Origin of the sequence: Virgibacillus sp. NKC19-16, assembly GCF_021560035.1 — a bacterium.
GTDB lineage: Bacteria > Bacillota > Bacilli > Bacillales > Amphibacillaceae > Virgibacillus_L > Virgibacillus_L salidurans.
This window is the reverse complement of record NZ_CP074373.1, coordinates 474210-494078: the sequence shown is the minus strand read 5'-3', so window position 1 is coordinate 494078 and position 19869 is coordinate 474210. Positions and strand designations below refer to the sequence as shown.

Below are 19869 nucleotides of genomic sequence, written 5' to 3'. Positions count from 1 at the left end.
CATTCAAGCAGACTGCATTCCCCTCAGGGGATGCAGTCTTTTTTTCTAGTTCCTCTTTGCCAATAAAAGAAGGAGGAGTTTCATATGACAGATCAATATTGTGACGATAGTAACATTGCTGGAGTTAGCTTTTCGATCCATCCGATGAGTGATAATTTTATTAATATTATCACAGAGGCATTAAATGAAGTGGATACCTCAAAGGTTTGGATGAAGACAGATGACGTGACAACCACAGTTCGTGGAAAACTTCCCCACGTATTTGATGTGACAAAAGCGATCTTCATACATGCTGCAAAAACCGGGGAGCATGTTGCATTCCAAGCTACCTATTCACTGGGATGTCCAGGGGATTCTTCAGGCAATGCTTATATGGCAGAAGACAAGGAACCTCTCAACAGCGCTCAGATAAAAGATATTAAACAGCCCGTGGCAGCAAAATTTTCACTTTATCCATTAGGTGGTGGAAATTATATGGACACGATTTATGAACAGATTGAGGCAATGAAGAAGCATGTTACTGTTTCACCAGCCCATTATTCGACTCGCCTGGACGGGGAATCCGTTGCAATATTTAATGGTTTGGAACACGTTTTTCAAGCAACTGTTAATGCTAGTTCGAGCCACACTGTTATGACCGTTTCCATCTCAGCCAATAGCCCATCCCAGAAATAAAAATACCAGCCACTTACTGAACTCATTTCAATAAGTGGCTGACTATTAGTCCAACACAATACTTAGGAACATTTTTCCGATATTTAGCATGGCACGCTCATCTACATTAAATCTTGGATGATGATGCGGGAATGTCGCGTTCAGTTCGGGATTTCCACCGCCTACCGTAAAATACACACCCGGTATTTCTTTTTGGTAGAATGAGAAGTCCTCACTCCCAGTCATCGGATCCAATCGATTCAGATTCTCCTCACCAAAGAGGGCCGCGGCTTTATCCTGCACATGCTTCGCCTCGAGAGGATCATTCCAAATCGATGGACAATCTTTCACATAATCATATTCCACTTCTGCTCCAGCTGCTTCACATGTAGATTTTACAATTCGCTCCATTGACTCCTCAATTATAGTCCGTGCTCCTTCATCAAAGGTGCGAACTGTTCCTTTAATCGAAGAATAATCGGGAATCACATTTGTCGCGTCCCCACTGACAAACGAGCCAACTGTTACTGCTGCAGCACTTTGTGGGCTCACTCTCCGGCTGATAATTTGTTGTAAGTTTACAACCAGCTGGCTTCCTGTTACTAACGGGTCTATCGTATCACTTGGTTCAGAACCATGTCCGCCCTTACCATGAATTTTTATAAAAAAGTCATCTTGCGCGGAGGAATTATACCCCTCTTTCACCTTAACTGTGCCAAATTCTTCTGTTGCCATAACATGCGCACCATAAATAACATCAACATCATCCAGACAGCCGTCCTCGATCATTAGCTTAGCTCCACCAGGGGTCGCCTCCTCGCCAAATTGATGAACAAATACGACTGTTCCCGGGATTTCATCTTTTATTTCACTTAAGACTTTCGCAACACCAAGCAACGTTGCGGTATGCACATCATGTCCACATGCATGCATGACTCCAGGGACACGCGACTTGTAATCCACCACATTTTCTTCTTGAATCGGCAATGCATCAAAGTCTGCACGTAAGGCAATCGTTCTTCCGGGTTTCCCACCTTTAAGTGTGCCAACTACACCTCTTCCACCTACTCCTGTAAGCACTTCTATTCCTAAATCCGTTAAATAGGAAGCAATTTTCTCAGGCGTTTTTACTTCTTGATGAGAGAGCTCCGGATACATGTGAAGTTCTCTGCGGAACTCCACTAATTCCGGATAGATATCTTGCAGTCTAGCAAAAACATTTTCCAACATACACCGTACCTCCTACCAAATAAACATATGAGCAATTGTTACAAATATTGCTCCCAGCACGTACCAAATTAGTATTAAAGGCCAAACCCATTTGACCCATTTAAGCCAAGAAATTTTGGCAAGGGCTAAAGCTGCCATCAGCACACCTGCCGTTGGTGTTAAGATATTTGAAATACCATCACCAAATTGGAAGGCTAATACAGCGGTTTGTCTGTCAACACCTACTAAATCTCCGAGTGGAGCCATTATTGGCATACTTAGCGCGGCCTGTCCACTTCCAGATGGCACAATAAAGTTCAATATACTTTGTGTCGCGAACATACCCATTGCTGTTAATCCTGCCGGCAATCCGGCAACCAATGAAGATATTGCGTATAAAATCGTATCGATTGTATTTGTTTCCTGCATGACGAATAATATCCCGTATGCAAATCCAACAACAAGCGCCCCTAAGACAAGTTCTTCGCAGCCTTTCAAGAATGATGTAGCTATTTCATTGACTCTCATTTTAGCAATAAGACCGATGACAATACCCATTAGAAAGAATAACCCGGCAATTTCTCTCATGTACCAGCCTTCTAACGTAACCCCTAAAGCAAGAGCAATAACCGTCAAAATTAGAACACCGACAATCATTCCATGCCTCTTTGTCATCGCAGGCTGATCAGATAGGTTAAGCTGAACGTCTCTTTTTTGATCCTCTTCATAGACGATACTTTTTAAAGGGTCCTTTTTTACTTTCCTAGCATAAAGCATGACATACAAAATACTTACAGCTAGAAAAATAACGAAAAATACAGCTCTGACTCCCATTCCTGAAAATGTAGGAAGCCCTGCGATCCCTTGGGCCACACCTACCGTAAATGGATTCATAAAGGCCGCAGTAAAACCTGCATATACACCAACAAGCACCATTGCCGTTCCGACCATAGAATCAAAACCAACCATCATTGCAATAGGTACTAATATTAATATAAATGGAATGGTCTCTTCAGCCATACCGAAAGTCGCTCCACCTATTGCAAAAGCGGTCATTGTTATCGGGATTAAAAGCAATTCCTTTCCCGACAACATTCTGGATAAAGATCCAAACGCACCCTGCAAGGCATTTGTTGCATTCAAAATCCCAAACGCACCACCGACAATAAAGATGAAGAAAATAATTTCTGATCCTTCGACCATTCCGGCATGAATCGATTGAAATATATCAAAAAAGCCAAGCGGACTGGATTCAACTTCGCTATACGTTCCATCAACTACAGTCTCCGTACCTGCTTCATTTACTTCCCTATCGTACTCGCCCGCCGGAATGAAGTAAGTGGAAATGGCCATGAATATAATAATACCAAATAAAATAACAAATACATGGGGGAACTCGAATTTCTTCCTAGACGTCGAGTTTTTCGAACTCATAATGGTATTTCGTCCTCCTACTGTTCGAATGACCATTCTTTATGCTCATTCTGAAACTTTTTCACATGGAAATATTATAGCTGAACAAAAGGAAGAACGCAATCACCTATTCCCATACAGTTTTTCTATTTACTCGAATAAAAGTCGAGAAAGTCAATGAAAAACTCAAAACATGAACAAGACATTTTTGTAACAGTCGGAATGACACCCTTTCAGAAGAAATTTCCATGTGTGTGCTAGAAAGAGGAATACTAAGGTCGGGCAAAGGTAGACAGCAACACAGGCAAATTGAGCTTGTGCACCATAGAATAAAATATATATTAAAGTGAGGAAGGTGAAATGAATATGGCAGACGATTCATCAAAACAGCAGGCAGTCCCTGATCAGGTAATTCAACTAATGATTCAAGATATATTAAGAAAGAATAATGTTAAACCTGAGGAAGTTAAAAAAAATATATCGGATGAACAAAAACAAGCGCTAAGGACGATGGTTGAGGATTTGAAAAAACAGGTTGATCAATTCAATAACGGGGAGAAAAATACGAACAAATCAAGTGAATAAACTCTATTAAGGAAAACACCTATTAATAGGTGTTTTCTTTATTTTTATAAAAAGGCGAGATTCTAGTGAATGTGTACAATCTGACTAATAAGAAAATCCATAGATTATTCTATAACTATAAGAAAGGAGTGTTAATATGACGTCAGATAAACAAGAGAATACCGCCTACCTCTACGGTAAGAAAAATAAATTCTATTACTATCGAGACATGTATCAAAAAGATCAACATCAGTGCAAGGGAAATTGCAGTACAGGATGTCGTAAATGCAATACAGGTTGTGATAAATGCAGTACGGGGTGTGACAAATGCACTTCCGGTTGTGATAAATGTAGTAAGGGATGCGACAAATGCAATAAAAAAACGTATAAAAAAGATTACAAAGACGATCACACTGATAAATTTGAAATGAATACAGGTAGTTCCGATGCCACCGTTTCACAAGAAGGAAATCAATACGATTTCATGGAACAAGAATCAGCTGAGCTAATTTGGGTGAAAGAATCGTGTAATATCAGGGTTAACTCGACCGACACACAAGCTGGAATTTCACTTCAAGCAGGCCTGCAATTGGCGCTTACGTTGGTTCTTAGTATAACTATTGGAGATAGTAATCGAGGCGAAGCTGTGAGTCAAGAACTCATGCAGAATTTTAACGCTGAACAAGTAAATAAACAAAAGGTTTTCATCTGTAATTCCAAAGACGTAAATGTAACCACTACAGACACAGACTTGGTAATCAATATTCAAGTTTTACTGCAATTACTACTGGCACTAGTAGTAATGGTTGATATTTTATAGATTAGGAGAAGAGGTGAATCATGTATGACGAAACTTAAGGAATGGCGCGCGCTAGACCACTGTGATGATGATAATGACGATAATGCGACTGTAAACCAGGAAGCGCAACAATCTGTATCTAGTCAACAAGTATCTGATGAATGGATTATAATCAAGGATTCAGAGGATGTCGATGTTGTAACCACCGATACGCAAGCTGCAGTATCCTTACAACTTGGGATTCAAGCAGCAATCGCAGCTGTGATCAGCATCACTATTGCGGATACGGACCAGGCGAACAAGGTCACTCAAGATTTTAATCAAATTGCCAAAACAAGGCAGAGCAATCGCCAAAAAACAATTGTTGAAAAATCGAAAAACGTAGAAATTACCACAACAGATACGGATATAGCAGTTAATATCCAGTTGTTAATCCAAGTACTTCTCGCTATCGTTGTTAGCCTAGACATTCTTTAATCAAGGGATGAAGGAATACTGGGGAATGCGGGTCTGACCTCCCATTCCCCACTTAAATAAATAGTATGAAAGGAATGAATAAAATTGGCAAATCTAACAAATGGCCAAAGAAGTAATGTATTGAGATTAATAAATCAACTATCTCAAAATATAAATACGAATAATAGTAGTGGTCTAAGTGAGAATCTCTCCATTAATTTACCAGGCTTTAATGTAGATGCGGGGTTAAATTTAGGTTTTGGCTCAGGCGATGATGGAACTGTGACACCACCACCTAACACATTACCACCAACCACTCCTACCACTATTAGAGAAGTATTACTAAATTTAGTAAACGAACAAGTAGAGGTTTCTGTCCCTTTTGGTACAGTAACGGGCACCTTGCTCTTAGTAAGAGACGATTATGTTGTTATTGTTGAAGCATCTGGAGCACAGGTACTAGTTCGTATTGAAAATATTGAAACAGTCAGTGAATTGTAAAGGAGGAATTTAAATGTTTGAAGAAACTTTTGCAGCCGAATTAGCCACGCGTATCGGCTCAACCGTTGAGATAGCTACCGACAGTAATTTAATAGAGGGGCTTCTTTCAACGGTTACCCCAGAACTGGTTTTAGTTATCGAGGTTAATAGTGGCTATGGGGATAATGTAAAAATATATATAGCAATAAGTGCTATTAACTTCATCCGCTTCCCTCAAGCAGCATAGTATTAACCTTCTATGGGACGAACACCCTGGTTCATTAGCCAGGGTGTTTTATATTTACCAAAACGAATCCCCACCTAACATCTAGGTGGGGGAGCCACTGTTGCCTTTTTTATATTGAATAAAGCTAATCTTTGTGATCGATAATGGACTGACTTATTTTATTACTAATCATAAGCACCTTTAATCCGTCTTCGGCTGAAACGGAAGGCTCTTTGTCGAACCTAATACAATTGATAAAGTCCAATAACTGAACGTTTAATGGTTGCAGTGAATCGTCGATTTGAATCGTTTGCCATGCAGGTACGGTGATGTCAGAAGTATTCTCTGCATAAGCATGTGTTATTTTGATTTCCCTATTTAAAATATCAGCTGCAATAAAAGCGTCCTCTGTGAGGATTTGAATGTTCCTAACCTTCTTTTTTGATTTGAAACTTGCCGTAAATTGCGCTGTAACTCCTTCTGAAGATCGAGTAATAGCAACCGCATGTTTAGGTATATTGTCAATAACTTTTCCGAGTGCATAATATGCAACTACGCTATCCTTAACGAGTTCATTTAAAATATAAAGGTCATGAATCATTAAATCCTTCACAACATCAACATGTTTAATCCTTTCATCAACTGAGCTCATTCTGTGAAAAATAAGTCCAACAATCGTTTCATGTTTTAACATTTTTGTAAGAACTTGAATTAATGGATTAAAAAGCTCAATATGTCCCACCTGCAGTTTCACGCCTTTTTTACGGGCCTTATAAAGCAAATCTTCAGCCTGAGCAACTGTACTAGTAACAGGTTTCTCCATCAACATGTGGACATTCTGTTGTATACATGCTAACCCGATATCATAATGAAACTCCGTTGGGACAGCAATGCTGACAGCATCAACGGATTGAAGAAGGTCATCGATCGATTGAAACTGTTTTACGTTGTACTTCTGGGCAATCTGCTGACTTTTGTTTTCATCATTATCGTATATACCTACAAGCTGGCAATGATCATGCATCGACAAATACGTACGCACATGATTCTCTCCCATATTTCCTGTTCCAATCACACCAACTTTCATAAAAAATCTCCTCACTCTTTATAAAATACTAATGTATTCTATGCGCCAACAATGAAACAAGGTAGACTATCATAACGAAAAAACAAATTTGGCTTTTGTCCTACTAGATTCTTTTAGAAAGGAGGTGAAAGCTTAATGCATGTATTATTTATTGCAGAAGATACATCAAGACAGCTGAATAAAAACTTTCATTATTTAGAACAGGAACTTACAAATAGGATGAATGTAACCTTTTGGAGAAAATCCGGTCATATTAGCCATATCTTAAAACAAATTCCTACTCGACCAGATTTTATATTGGTATTAAATGATATAGATCAACAAATGTTCCCCATGATCAAAGGACTCGCCCATATTGATATTCCTACAGGTATATTCGTCAATGACGTTCATCGATTTACAGAGCTCAGAAGAAATTATATATACAAAAATAAAATTTCTTACGTGTTCCCTGTTGTACGGGACACATTTATAAAAACGTATCCGGAATTTAAACGTAAAATGGAATGGCTGCCACACTTTGTTAACATAGCATCATATAAGGATTTCGGATTAGAAAAGAAAATCAATTTATTAATGATGGGAGCAGTTAATGACTATTATCCATTGAGGCAAAAGATTTTGAAGTTCTATACAGGTAATTCAAATTTTACCTATCACAATCATCCAGGTTACCGGGAATTCAGTGAAAAAGAAGAAAGCATCAATCTTATTGGGCACACATACGCAAAGGAAATCAACCAGGCCAAAATTTTCTTTACCTGCCCTTCCGTTCTAAACTACCCTGTCATAAAATATTTTGAAGCACTCGCTTGCAAGACACTTCTACTAGCCCCAACGTTTAAAGAGTTGGAGGATCTTGGCTTTATACCAGGGGTTCATTTTATCCCGATAGATGAAACTAATTTTAAAGAAAAGGCTGCATATTATTTAACGCATGATACAGAACGGCAAAAAATTGCTGAACAGGGGTACCACTTTGTTCGTCAGAGACATTCAGTTAAGCAACGAACAAAGCAGCTGGTTAAAATAATTGAACGTATACTTCATACGTAAGGAGGAGTTTTTTCATATGTCTACCATCCCAGAAAACACACAGATTGGTAATCATGTTGTTATTGAAGAAAATGTGCAGATTGGTGAAAATGTTGTAATCGGGCATCATACCGTCATTTTACAAGGCACTCAAATTGGGGATGATGTCACCATTGGTAATAGTTGTGTCTTAGGAATCCAACCAGCTGCCAATCAACGAATGCGTAAGAGTTCGAAAAGCAATGCTCGGCTGATGATCCAGTCCGGCACCACCGTTGGACATTTAACTTCCATCTATTCAGGCACCACTATCGGAAGAAACGTTTTTATTGGGGATCACGCAAGTATCAGAGAGAACGTTGCCATTGGAGATGAATCGGTTGTTGGAAGGGCTGCTATTGTTGAACTGAACACAACTATAGGTAAAAACTGCACGATTCAAACACTTGCATATGTAACTGGAGATACAACATTAGAGGATCATGTTTTTATTGGACCATGTGTGTCCATGTCGAATGATAAATATATGGGGGCTCAAAACTTTTCCTTAAAAGGGCCATATATTAAAAAGGGAGCTAAGATTGGAAATAATGCCTCCCTACTGCCAGATATCACCGTTGGAAATAACACAATTGTAGGGGCAGGGGCAGTTGTTACAAAGGATTTGGATGATCATATAACTGCCGCAGGGGTTCCCGCAAAGAAAATTAATTTCTGACATGCACAGCTAATTTTTATAACTAAATGCAGGTTAAATCATTATTCGGATGCGAGAGATAGCCACGGGATAGTGTAAAGGCCTTCCATGGTTTCCATAGCATATTTACATGTTCAAGAAAGGATGAATTATATGGCAAAAAAGGTTTGCATGGTTGTTGCTTATCATCCATTTATGGATGCAAGAATTTTCAAAAAGGAAGCAATGAGCTTACAAAAAAAGGGCTACAATGTCACGATGGTCGTTCCTAGGATCAATGGACGATTGTTCGACATTGACGGAACCCCTTTTAAGAATCAATTTAGGAATAAAGTTTTTACCCATGAAGGAATTAAAATTGTCACATACGAGTCAGAGAATAGCAGGAAGCCATTGAGCAAAGTCTTAAGTAACGAAACAGCTTGGGAAAGTCAGGGATTTAATAATCCTTTAACACAACTTGCCATCGAGGAAAATGCAGATATATATCATACACATGAGTATCTCTCTCTTTTTGCTGGAGTTGGTATAAAACGATTGATGAAGAAAAGAAAAGGGAAAGATGTAAAATTAATTTACGATAGCCACGAATTGACACCAGATCCATTAGATCCCAGATATCCAGAGGAGACCAGGAATATTTTAAAACTAAAACTTCTTACAATGCTTGAAGAAGTCGATTATGTCATTACTGTTTCAAATTCAATTAAATCATGGTATTTATCACAAATACCAAAATTACCTGTGGAAGTGATCTATAACTCCCCTCCACTGGCCAAAAACTATGTACCTAAAACATATGATGCGAATGGGTTAATAATGGGATTTGAAGGAAACATCGATAATAAAAAAGAGGGTAAAGAAATGATTTTTGGCATATCTGAAATATGTTCAAAAAAAATAGATTTTAAATTTAAAATTATTGGAGGAAATCGATATGGGGATTCTATCATCGTACCGGATCATCTTAAAAGAAATATACAGTTAACTAAATGGGTAGATTATCATTCGATTCCAAACCATATGAAAGATATTGACCTTGGCTGGATTAACCTAGACGATGTAGAAAACTCCCTTAATCACACTTATTCATTGCCGAATAAATTTTTTAGTTACCTTAATAATGGTATACCGGTCGTAGTGAATAAATGTCATGAAATGGAGGATTTTATACGTACACATCAATGTGGGTATGTCATTGAAAAAAAGAAGGCAACATCTCAAGATTTTGCAGATGCTATCCTTTTTCTTCATGATAATAAAAGTAAATTAAAACAAATGAGTAGTAATGGTCGTAAGGTAATGGAAAATATATATTCATGGGAAAATATGGAGGAGCAATTGTTTACTATTTATCAATCACTCTTTTCAAGTGAAAGTTAGAGTGAATTACTTCCTTAATAGAATGAAATGAACGCGCACATCTCATTTTTGAGAAAGTGTTACCCATGTGTACGATATTTATTTAGGATTTTTACAATATAAGAAGAGGTGAAAACTTATGGAATCTGGATCAATTGATAATATTAAAGTGATCCTACATGATACGTTTGAAGATATAGGGAAAAAGATAGGGAATGATTTATTTGTACCTATTTCTTTAATAGAAAAGGGATACAATATCGAAAAAGAATGGAAAGAAAAAGAGAAAACGTTAAAAATGAACGTGACCAACGCGATGACATCCGATATTAAACACTATGATTATAAAGGTAATTATTTACATTATGATAAAAACAAGGTTGAAAACTGGAATGTTACATTCACGAATGAAGGAATTCCAAAAACAATTTATGCTCATGGCGAATATTTTAATCCATCTACTATTGCTCAGTACGGCTTGCAACATTTTAGCCTTTATTTGAAAAACAACGATGGAGCAAGTAAAAGTAAATTCTTAAAAGTGGCTAATTGGTTTGTAAATCATCAAGATTCCCGAGGTGGCTGGGCATATATATTTGATCATGATTTTTATCCGAGTAGACTGAATAAATTAAAAGCCCCGTGGTATTCAGCTATCGGTTTAGGAATGGGGATGTCGGTGTTATCTCGGGCATTTTTCCTGACGAAAAATAATAAATATAGTATATGTGCATTAAAAGCCAAGCCACTTTTTAAAACCTCGTCCACGAACAATGGTGTGCTGGCTAAATTTGAAAACAAATTTCTATTCTATGAAGAATGCCCAACAGATCCCCCTAGTTATATTTTAAACGGATTCATGTTTTCTTTAATCGGATTATATGATTTATATAATATAACAGGCGATAAAGATACAAAATGGTTATATGATGAGGGGATCATTACTTTAAAAAGAATGCTTCCACTATACGATTTAGGAAATCGTACAGCATACGACCTGACTCATTATACAACAGATGGAGGATATCCAAATGTAGCAAACTGGAAGTACCATATTGGCCACATTCATTTACTAGATGCACTGAGTTCAATAGAGAAAGACCCGAAAATGAAGGAGAGTTTACTAAGATGGCAAGGGTATTTAAAAGGAAAAGTAAAATGAAGCATAGCGCTTCCCTGTGATTTCATCCTAATCGGTTCAGGTAAATGGGGCTGGGACATAACTAGCCAAAAATAATTTAAAAAAGGTTCCGATCATCGGTTCTTGATGAACGGAACCTTTATGATTTGGTTTATTTTCATTATCTGATGTTTGATCGGTGTTCATGGTGGTGTACTTCCTCAAGTTTACCGCCATGAATGCGAATCCTAGTTCATTTTCTACTTTCTCTTTGCCCCTCACGGACAAAGGGGAGAAATGCAAATTAGCCTTCAGAAGTCGGAAAACTGGCTCCACATCAATTTTACGTCGCCCGTAAATTTTGCCCGTTTTTTCTTTCAAAAGTTGCTGTCTTATGTAATGCTGGCTTGTCATAGGCCTGAACCTTCTCATCCAGCTTTTCGACAACATTTGTGAGTTCTTCTGTTGATAGTTCATCCATACTTTCCCTTTCAATTTCTGGAATGATTTCCTTTTCCAATAATTCATCCTACATTTGGTTGGACTTCTCTGCTAGGTTGGCACTGTGTTTTTCAACTGCTTTACGCCAAACAAAGGTAAACTTATTGGCATTCGCTTCGATCTTCGTTCCATCGATAAAAATCGCTTCTTCATGAATCTGTTCTTCCTGGACCAGCTAACAGCGAAATTGCACAAAGCACTGGCTCAGTATTTCTTTGACTTCTGGATGCACGCGGAAACGATTGATAGTGCGGTAACTTGGTTCATACCCCTGAGCCAGCCACATCATACGTACACTATCTTGGACCTATAAAAAAGCGTGGTACATCACCTAATTGGTGAGTGCCACGCTTTTTTCAATTTACTGGGTTTTGTCCCAGCCTCATTCTAGATCACATTTTTTGTTTACTAAAGTATTGACAATTTTTTGGGCGGTATCACCATTCCCGAATATGGAGGGGGACTTCTTGGGAATTTGGCTTTTCATTACACTATCCACTATTTCCTGCGTATTTGTACCTGCTAAGTGATTCCAGCCTGTTTCTACAGTTTCTATCCACTCCGTTTCATCCCTAAGGGTAATGCAAGGGACACCCAGCATATAAGCTTCTTTTTGTAATCCACCGGAATCAGTTACTATCCTTTCAGCCTGAGAAGCAATCGTTAACATATCAAAGTAATTTAAGGGTTCTACTATTTTAATATGAGGAGAAGTAATTGAATCAGTTAAATTAAAATGATTTATTCTACTTTTAGTCCTAGGATGTAATGGAAGGACCACATCTATTTTTAATTGTTGAAGCGCTTCAAGAATAGACTTTAACCGTTTAGGGTCATCCGTATTTTCTGCTCGGTGAATGGTTACGAGGTAATAATTACGCTTCGATAGCGATAAATCTTGCAGGATGGTAGATTTCTCTAAAGCAATAGATGAAAAGTAACGAACAGCATCATGCATTATATCTCCTGTTAGATATACATTTTTAACGATTCCTTCCCTTCTTAAGTTTTCAATCGCAGCCTGAGAAGGGGCAAACAAACAATAAGAGAGATGGTCTGTGATTAAACGATTAATTTCCTCAGGCATTTTCTTATTAAAACTACGCAACCCGGATTCTACATGGGCTACTGGTATATGAAGCTTTGCTGCTGCTAGACCTCCAGCTAGTGTAGAATTTGTATCTCCATATACTAATACAATATCCGGATTGACTGAAGTCATAATCTTTTCTAACGCTGATAACATTTTCCCAGTTTGTTGACCGTGAGTTCCAGATCCAATCCCAAGAAAATAATCTGGTTTTGGAAGCTCCAACTGTTTAAAAAAAACGTTAGACAAATTATCATCATAATGTTGTCCCGTGTGTACGATAATTTCATTTATTTCTGTATTTAATTTCAGCGCTTTTGACAACATACATGACTTTATAAATTGAGGCCTAGCTCCTAAAACTGTTAATACTTTCATTTCCTTTTCATTCCCTTTCCAAAAAGAGCTTCATCCACCTTATTCATCATTCGTTATTAGCTCATATCTTTAATCCAATTAACAGTTTCGGTTATCCCGTCTTTAAAAGGTTTTTTATCATATTGGCCAATCATGTTTTGTAATTTTTTTACTGATCCTCTATGACTAAGAACATCTGCTTTTCGGTAAGGCATTTTGAGAACCTCCCCTTTATAATTCATCACGTTGACTATAGTTTTAACAACATTTTCAATCGATAATTGTTGGTCTGTAGTAATGTTTACACATTCACCAGGAGAAATGATAGGGAAAATTTTTAATGCGATATCAACCGTATCTTCCACATAAATAAAATCTCTTGTTTGCTTGCCGGCTCCATGAATTTCTGGAGCCTGCTTTTCTAGAATTTTTTTAATCGTAAGCGGGATAACGCCGGCTAGAGATCCTTCAAAGTTTTGCCTTGGTCCATAATTATTAAAAGGCCGAATAAGAAAAGCATCCAATTCAAACATGCTAACATATGATTGTAACAATAAGTCAGCCGAAGCTTTTCCGGCAGCATAAGGGGTATGCGGGACAAGAGGATGCTCCTCGTCCATAGGCTGGTATTGAGCTGAACCATATGCTTCTGAAGAGGAAAAATGGCATAATGTGTCAAATACCTTTTTCCGTTGAAGTTCCAATAGATTTTTTAATACCAGAACATTTGTCATATAAGTGTTGGAAGGATTGATAAAAGAATAATTTAATGGTTTGGTTGCACAATTAAAAACAATGTCAATATCGTATTTTTCCAATATATAGCCAAGTGCTTCTTGATTTTCAGCATCGTCTACATAAAGGATTGCTCCTTTTTTTAATGCTTGGTTTAAATTTTCCCTTTTTCCAATAAATAGATTATCAATAATTAAAACTTGGTTTGCACCTTCTGCTATTAGTTTATCTACCAAATGACTTCCGATAAAGCCGGCCCCGCCAACAACTAGAACCTTGCTATTTACAATTGACTGTCGTTTCAATTTCTATCATTCCTTTCAATTAAAAAGCTAAAAATTTAATCTGGATTGTCCACCATCTACAGTAATTGTGGATCCTACAATCCATGAGGCTTTATCAGATGCTAAAAAAGCAGCTACATTTCCAATCTCTTCTGTTTTTCCAAGCCTCCCCGCAGGAATCTTATCTTGAGCATAATTTTTCAAGTAATTGGGATCCATTTCCAACCTGCGTTGCCATTCTTTGTTTGGATGATAAATTGCTCCTGGAGCAATTCCAACTACACGAACATTATCTTTAATCACCTCAGAACTGAAAGCTTTTGTAAAACTTATTAGTGCAGCCTTCGAAGCATTATAAGAAGGAGCACCACCAGCTTCTTTTCCGTATATGGATGAAATGTTTAAAATGACTCCTGTTCCATTGTTTATCATGTATTTACTCGATAATTGATTTAAATGAACAGCAGCTAAGAAATTCAACTCTATTGCTTCTTCAAATATGCTTGGTGGAGTGTTTAAAACTTTTCCCCCGTGGCTTGCTCCCACACTATTAACAAGGACATCAATGGTCGAAAAATCATTAACAAATGCATTCACTAACTGTTCTCTATCTTCCTGTTTTGAAAGATCCTTCCGGTAGACTTGGTGTATTCCTAATTCTTCCTTTGTTTGTAAAAGTTCCGCATTATTTCTAGCTACAACCCCAACTTGAGCTCCTTCAGCTAGAAAGGCTTTAGCGATTGCCTTCCCAATTCCCCTTGTCCCCCCAGTCACTAACACCTTTTTCTCTTTAAGATTTAAATCCACTTTTGTCTCCTCCCAACATACCGTTGCTATTTACTTAAGCAGAAAGGCATTTTCATTTATTGTATGAATAATACCGGAATGTTGTTAATACATTATTATTAGGTATCCTAACCAATACCTTTTGCAATACTTTCTTACTGGGAGGATGATGATGGACCGAGACGTTTGCTTTTTAGTATCTGAACATCCATTTTTAGATGCCAGAATCTTTAAAAAAGAGGCCAAAAGCTTGATGAAACAAGGGTATAAGGTAACGATGATTGTTCCTAGAAAAGATGGTTATCTGTTTGATACGGATGGGAGTGTTTTTAGGGAAAAGTTCCTATCGCAGACATTTATTTATGAAGGAATAAAAGTAATTACATATGAACATATATATCCAGAAAAAAATATCAAAAATCTTTATTATAATCTTCGTTCTGGAGATTATTCTCGCTTTAGTGATCCATTAACACAGATAGGTATTAAACAGAAGGCTGATTTTTACCATGCACATGAGTTTTTTTCGTTATATTCAGGTATTGGAATCAAACGGGCTTTAACGGCAAGTGGGAAACACAGCAAATTAATCTATGATAGCCATGAATTAGAACCTGACCCATTAATAGATCAACCCATAAAAACACAAAGAATTAAAACACAAATGCTTGAACTTATGTTAATAGAATTAGACTATGTCATAACCGTATCAAATTCAATAAAATCATGGTATCTCTCGCTAGATCCACATCTCCCTGTAGAAGTGATTTATAATTCTCCTCCACTAGCAACCGAATTCACTCCCAAAAAGGGGAGTAATTCTGACATCCTCCTAGCATATGAAGGTGTGTTAAACCAAAAAAGGGGTAATTTTCGGAAATTAATGAGCGTGTTGGATATGTGCAATAAAAAATTTAATCTAAAGGTCAAAATTATCGGAGGAGCGAAGGACACCGAAAAAGATTTTAACCAAAAAGTTCCCTCTCACTTAAAAGATAAAGTCCATTATACTGGCTGGGTAAGCTATGAATCTATTCCTGAAGCTATGAAAGATGTTGATATAGGGTGGATAGATTTAGATGCTGCTAATTCCCTGAATAATCGTTTTGCTATGCCTAATAAGTTCTTCAGTTATTTGAATAATGGCGTCCCTGTTATAGTAAATAAATGCGAGGATATGGAGACATTTATTCAAACGTATTATTGTGGATATATTGTTAAAAAATTACAAGCGACCGCTCAGGATTACTTTCAAGTTCTCGTTCATATTCAATCTGATAGAAACAAAATCCAAGAGATGAGTCTGAATGCACGAAGTATAATAGAAACCAAGTATAGCTGGGAACATATGGAAAAACGCCTATTTGCCGTTTATAATCAACTCGCTAAAGACATGTGAAATTACTTCTATAGTTTAGAACAAATATATACGAAAGGATAGATATCTTTGAGAGTATTGCATATACCTTATGGTTCTCCAATGATTGAATTGTCTAAGGAATTGCGAATAAAAGGCGTACAATCTACATCTTGCCACTTTGATGAACATCCTTTTAAATTTAAACCTGATATTTGTTTAAAGCTTAATTCCTTGTCAGGTCAGGAAAGAGCGAACAAAATAAAACATTTCTTAATCGAATCTATGGAAAAGTATGACATCTTTCATTTTCATTTTGGTGAAACATTTTTCTCTGACAAAAGCGACTTGGAAATGTTGAAACGTGCTGGAAAGAAGATGGTTGTTCATCATCACGGTTCAGACATTCGACTTCTTTCGGTTGCTAAAAGAAATAATCCTTATGTTAGGGTAAAACCCGAATGGACAGAAGATAAAATATATAAAAATGTATCCCTCTTATCAAAATATATCGATCATGCGATTGTCCAAGATTATGAATTAGAACCCTATATTAAAAATTCCTATAAACATGTTCACGTTATCCCACACACCATTGACGTCAATAAGTATATACCACATTATCCAGTTATAAAAAAAACACCCCCTCTCATTGTACACGCCCCCACTTCACGTAATATCAAAGGAACCGAATTTATATTAAATGCTATAAACGAATTGAAACGTTCAGGGTTATCGTTTCAATTTAGGTTAATCGAAGGAGTCTCCAATGATGAAGCCAAAAATCTTCTTTCCAAATCAGATATCGTTATAGATCAGTTAAGAATTGGTGCCAGCGGTTATATCAGCTCAGAAGCTATGTCTTTTGGAAAACCCGTCATTTGCTATATACGCGAGGACTTGGTATCAAAATACCCTGCAGAATTACCTATCGTAAATGCAAATCCTGATACCATAACAACCGTATTAAAAAATCTTTTAAAAAATCCGCAAACATGGAATGAGCTTGGTATAAAAGGCAGAAAGTACATCGAAACATACCATCACGCTCCGATTGTTGCAGATCAATATATTGATATTTATAAGAATTTATAACTTTGATTTAATCCTAAACAACAATTTCCGAAAAGAAAGCAACCTAGTGAAAAGTCCAATCATTTTAATTTATTTTCCCATAAACTATAAAATAATCTTCTTAATAACCACAGAAATGAGGGCTGAAAGAATAATGATAAATCATAGTACATCATTATCGAATATAGCTGTTGTTGGCCTCGGGAAAATAGGACTTACTTTAGCTGCAGTTTTTGCCAACAAGGCGTACAACGTTGTCGGAGCAGACATAAATAAAGATGTCGTTTCGTCCGTAAATCAAGGTATATCTCATATTAACAATGAGCCAGGTTTGGATCAGTTGGTCTTAGATGCGCACAAAAATAAGACATTATCAGCCACTACAGTAACATCTGAGGCTGTTGCCAAATCCGGTATAATCGTTGTTATTGTTCCCGTATTAATTGACGAAAAAAACAATACAGACTACAAATTGATTGATCTAGCCGTTGAAGAAATAGGCAAAGGATTAAATAGAGGATCTTTGGTAGTTTTCGAGACAACACTTCCTCCAGGTGACACCAAAAATAGGTTCGGGAAGAAAATAGAAGAAGTTTCAGGGTTGCGTATAGGAAGGGATTTCCACCTAGCTTACAGTCCCGAAAGAGTTTACTCGAATCGAATTATTCAGGATTTGCAAAGCTATCCGAAAGTGGTTGGTGGAATAAATAAGAAAAGCCTTGAGCTTGCGGCAAACTTTTATAAAAATGCTCTTGGTTGTGAGCTTATAGAGGTAAGTTCTTTAGAAACAGCCGAATTTTCAAAGGTTGCCGAATGCGTATACCGTGATGTAAATATTGCACTGGCTAATGAACTTGCTACGTTTGGAGAAGAAAAAGGCATCGATATGGCAGAAGTAATAAGGGCAAGTAATAGTCAACCCTACTCCAATTTACATTCTCCCGGAATTGGTGTTGGGGGCCATTGCATTCCAATATATCCTTACTTTTTCATCAATAAAGGGATGGATCAGGGACTCACCTCTTTATCCAGGCAAATTAATGACAGTATGGCAAATCACGCCATTTCAAAAATGGAAATAGGGATAGAGCCCTCCTCCTTAGAGAATAAAAATATCCTTATTTTAGGATTATCCTATAGAGAAAATGTCAAAGAAACCACAAAATCAACAACTTTACTGCTCATTGAGCAACTTAAATCTAAAAAAGCAAACGTGTTTGTCAACGATCCATTATATACAAATGATGAGATCAAAGCGTTTGGTGTTAACCCATTATCGTTAGATGATCCATTTGTTTCCGAAATAGAAGGAATTATCCTTCAAGCTTTTCATCAGGAATACAGCAGGATAGACTTCAGTCGCTTTATTAAATGCGAACTCGTTTTAGATGGCAGGAATAAATTAAATAAAAATGAAATATCGAAGCTGGGTATGAAGTATGAAGGAATAGGGAGAAATTAACATGACAAATTTTAAAGCGATTCCGATGGTTGATTTAAAAGAAGAATTAAAATTAATAAGATCCCCCATATTAGAAACGATAACCGAAGTCCTGGATAGTGGAGATTATATATTGGGGGAAAAAGGAGAAAGACTGGAAAAGGCTGTGGCTGAATATGTTGACGCTTCTTATGGGCTCGGGGTAGCAAACGGTACAGATGCCCTGCAATTATCTCTAAAGGCGTTAGACATTGGCCCCGGCGATGAAGTAATCACTACCCCATTTACCTTCTTTGCAACAGGAGAGGCAATTGCAGAAACAAGAGCTCGGCCAGTATTCGTTGATATTGAAGAAGAAACGTATGCGATTGATCCTTCGAAAATAGAAGAGGCGATAACCCCAAACACAAAAGCTATCATTGTCGTACATCTATATGGCAAGGCCGCTAATATGAAGGAAATAATGGCGATCGCAAAAAATTATAATTTGAGGGTTATAGAAGATGCCTGCCAAGCTATTGGCACAGAATATGATGGAAAGCGAGTGGGATCAATCGGTGATATTGGCTGCTTCTCCTTCTTTCCGTCGAAAAACCTTGGAGCATTTGGGGATGCCGGTTTAGTGACAACCAATAATCCAGAACTTTATGAAAGAATATCAAAACTTCGAAATCATGGAAGTGAAAATAAATACCAGCATTCATCAATTGGGATGAATAGCAGGCTGGATGAATTTCAGGCAGCTATTTTGCTAGTTAAATTATATTATTTAGACATTTTCCTGCATAAACGAAAAGAGATTGCCAGAAGGTATACGGAAAACTTAAAGTCACTCTTAACTACAGTGCCAATTTCAAAAAACCGAGAACATACCTTCCATCAATACTGTATTGAATTAGATAAAAGAGATGAATTAGCTTTAGAATTAAAAAATAACGGCATCGCCTCGGCTATTTATTATCCCATTCCCCTGCATTTGCAGCAGGCTTTCCATTATCTTGATTATAAAAAAGGCGATTTTCCAATTGCAGAGAAAACAGCCGAAAAGATATTGGCACTTCCTATTTTCCCTATGTTATCTTTTCAACAACAAAATTATATCATTTCAACAATAAAACATTTTTTAGAGAGCAATGAATAGC

The 19869-nt window shown here is 37.1% G+C and carries 21 protein-coding genes and 1 pseudogene; 14 read left to right on the top strand and 8 right to left on the bottom strand.

Going from position 1 to position 19869, the window contains the following annotated elements:
- Positions 1-84 precede the first annotated feature (84 nt).
- Positions 85-675: a YkoF family thiamine/hydroxymethylpyrimidine-binding protein gene (locus KFZ58_RS02725; RefSeq protein WP_235793329.1), complete on the top strand. Its 591-nt coding sequence runs from the start codon at positions 85-87 to the stop codon at positions 673-675.
- 45 nt (positions 676-720) lie between these two features.
- Here the strand turns inward: KFZ58_RS02725 and KFZ58_RS02720 are convergent, their stop codons facing one another.
- Complete coding sequence (locus KFZ58_RS02720) at positions 721-1884, bottom strand: M20 metallopeptidase family protein (protein WP_235793328.1); 1164 nt, start codon at positions 1882-1884, stop codon at positions 721-723.
- Positions 1885-1896: 12 nt separating this feature from the next.
- Complete coding sequence (locus KFZ58_RS02715) at positions 1897-3297, bottom strand: YfcC family protein (protein ID WP_235793327.1); 1401 nt, start codon at positions 3295-3297, stop codon at positions 1897-1899.
- 339 nt (positions 3298-3636) lie between these two features.
- Between KFZ58_RS02715 and KFZ58_RS02710 the strand changes: the two genes are divergently transcribed.
- The 5 genes from KFZ58_RS02710 to KFZ58_RS02690 all read left to right on the top strand — a co-directional run bounded on the left by KFZ58_RS02710 (position 3637) and on the right by KFZ58_RS02690 (position 5822).
- A complete protein-coding gene (locus tag KFZ58_RS02710) occupies positions 3637-3861 on the top strand; it encodes a spore coat protein (RefSeq protein ID WP_235793326.1) in 225 nt (74 codons plus the stop codon).
- A gap of 406 nt (positions 3862-4267) precedes the next feature.
- On the top strand, positions 4268-4660 hold the full coding sequence (locus tag KFZ58_RS02705) for a spore coat protein (RefSeq protein WP_235793325.1): 393 nt from the start codon (positions 4268-4270) through the stop codon (positions 4658-4660).
- A gap of 24 nt (positions 4661-4684) precedes the next feature.
- Positions 4685-5116: a spore coat protein gene (locus KFZ58_RS02700; RefSeq protein ID WP_235793324.1), complete on the top strand. Its 432-nt coding sequence runs from the start codon at positions 4685-4687 to the stop codon at positions 5114-5116.
- Between the two features lie 84 nt (positions 5117-5200).
- Positions 5201-5596, top strand: coding sequence for a DUF2642 domain-containing protein (locus KFZ58_RS02695; protein ID WP_235793323.1), 396 nt, complete (start codon positions 5201-5203; stop codon positions 5594-5596).
- A 13-nt stretch (positions 5597-5609) separates the two neighbouring features.
- Positions 5610-5822: a hypothetical protein gene (locus tag KFZ58_RS02690; protein WP_235793322.1), complete on the top strand. Its 213-nt coding sequence runs from the start codon at positions 5610-5612 to the stop codon at positions 5820-5822.
- A 124-nt stretch (positions 5823-5946) separates the two neighbouring features.
- On the opposite strand, the gene KFZ58_RS02685 is transcribed toward KFZ58_RS02690, so the two are convergent.
- Complete coding sequence (locus KFZ58_RS02685; RefSeq protein ID WP_235793321.1) at positions 5947-6888, bottom strand: Gfo/Idh/MocA family protein; 942 nt, start codon at positions 6886-6888, stop codon at positions 5947-5949.
- Between the two features lie 135 nt (positions 6889-7023).
- On the opposite strand from KFZ58_RS02685, the gene KFZ58_RS02680 reads away from it, so the two are divergent.
- The 4 genes from KFZ58_RS02680 (at position 7024) to KFZ58_RS02665 (ending at position 11144) form a co-directional block, all read left to right on the top strand.
- Complete coding sequence (locus KFZ58_RS02680; RefSeq protein WP_235793320.1) at positions 7024-7944, top strand: glycosyltransferase; 921 nt, start codon at positions 7024-7026, stop codon at positions 7942-7944.
- 16 nt (positions 7945-7960) lie between these two features.
- Complete coding sequence (locus tag KFZ58_RS02675; RefSeq protein WP_235793319.1) at positions 7961-8641, top strand: acyltransferase; 681 nt, start codon at positions 7961-7963, stop codon at positions 8639-8641.
- 132 nt (positions 8642-8773) lie between these two features.
- Positions 8774-10003 (top strand): glycosyltransferase, encoded by a 1230-nt coding sequence (locus KFZ58_RS02670; RefSeq protein WP_235793318.1) that lies wholly within the window; start codon positions 8774-8776, stop codon positions 10001-10003.
- Positions 10004-10121: 118 nt separating this feature from the next.
- A complete protein-coding gene (locus KFZ58_RS02665; RefSeq protein ID WP_235793317.1) occupies positions 10122-11144 on the top strand; it encodes a D-glucuronyl C5-epimerase family protein in 1023 nt (340 codons plus the stop codon).
- A 36-nt stretch (positions 11145-11180) separates the two neighbouring features.
- On the opposite strand, the gene KFZ58_RS19440 is transcribed toward KFZ58_RS02665, so the two are convergent.
- The 5 genes and pseudogenes from KFZ58_RS19440 to KFZ58_RS02645 form a co-directional block, all read right to left on the bottom strand.
- On the bottom strand, positions 11181-11516 hold the full coding sequence (locus KFZ58_RS19440) for a transposase (RefSeq protein WP_502654443.1): 336 nt from the start codon (positions 11514-11516) through the stop codon (positions 11181-11183).
- Positions 11473-11910 (bottom strand): annotated as a pseudogene (locus tag KFZ58_RS19290) (transposase); the annotation flags it as partial. The gene KFZ58_RS19440 and the pseudogene KFZ58_RS19290, both read right to left, overlap by 44 nt.
- A 75-nt stretch (positions 11911-11985) precedes the next feature.
- Positions 11986-13071, bottom strand: a complete 1086-nt coding sequence (wecB, locus tag KFZ58_RS02655) for a non-hydrolyzing UDP-N-acetylglucosamine 2-epimerase (RefSeq protein ID WP_235793316.1) — start codon at positions 13069-13071, stop codon at positions 11986-11988.
- Between the two features lie 56 nt (positions 13072-13127).
- Positions 13128-14090, bottom strand: coding sequence for a dTDP-glucose 4,6-dehydratase (locus tag KFZ58_RS02650; protein ID WP_235793315.1), 963 nt, complete (start codon positions 14088-14090; stop codon positions 13128-13130).
- A gap of 27 nt (positions 14091-14117) precedes the next feature.
- Entirely contained in the window at positions 14118-14876 is a 759-nt protein-coding gene (locus KFZ58_RS02645; protein ID WP_235793314.1) for an SDR family NAD(P)-dependent oxidoreductase, read from the bottom strand.
- A 256-nt stretch (positions 14877-15132) separates the two neighbouring features.
- On the opposite strand from KFZ58_RS02645, the gene KFZ58_RS02640 reads away from it, so the two are divergent.
- From KFZ58_RS02640 to KFZ58_RS02625, 4 genes are all read left to right on the top strand, one after another.
- Positions 15133-16254 carry a glycosyltransferase gene (locus KFZ58_RS02640; protein WP_235793313.1) on the top strand — a complete coding sequence of 374 codons (1122 nt, stop codon included), beginning with the start codon at positions 15133-15135 and terminating at the stop codon, positions 16252-16254.
- Positions 16255-16335: 81 nt separating this feature from the next.
- Positions 16336-17307: a glycosyltransferase family 4 protein gene (locus KFZ58_RS02635; protein WP_235793312.1), complete on the top strand. Its 972-nt coding sequence runs from the start codon at positions 16336-16338 to the stop codon at positions 17305-17307.
- Positions 17270-18748, top strand: coding sequence for a nucleotide sugar dehydrogenase (locus KFZ58_RS02630; RefSeq protein ID WP_235793311.1), 1479 nt, complete (start codon positions 17270-17272; stop codon positions 18746-18748). The genes KFZ58_RS02635 and KFZ58_RS02630 overlap by 38 nt, the downstream gene beginning before the upstream one ends.
- Before the next feature lies 1 nt (position 18749).
- Entirely contained in the window at positions 18750-19868 is a 1119-nt protein-coding gene (locus KFZ58_RS02625; RefSeq protein ID WP_235793310.1) for a DegT/DnrJ/EryC1/StrS family aminotransferase, read from the top strand.
- Position 19869 lies beyond the last annotated feature (1 nt).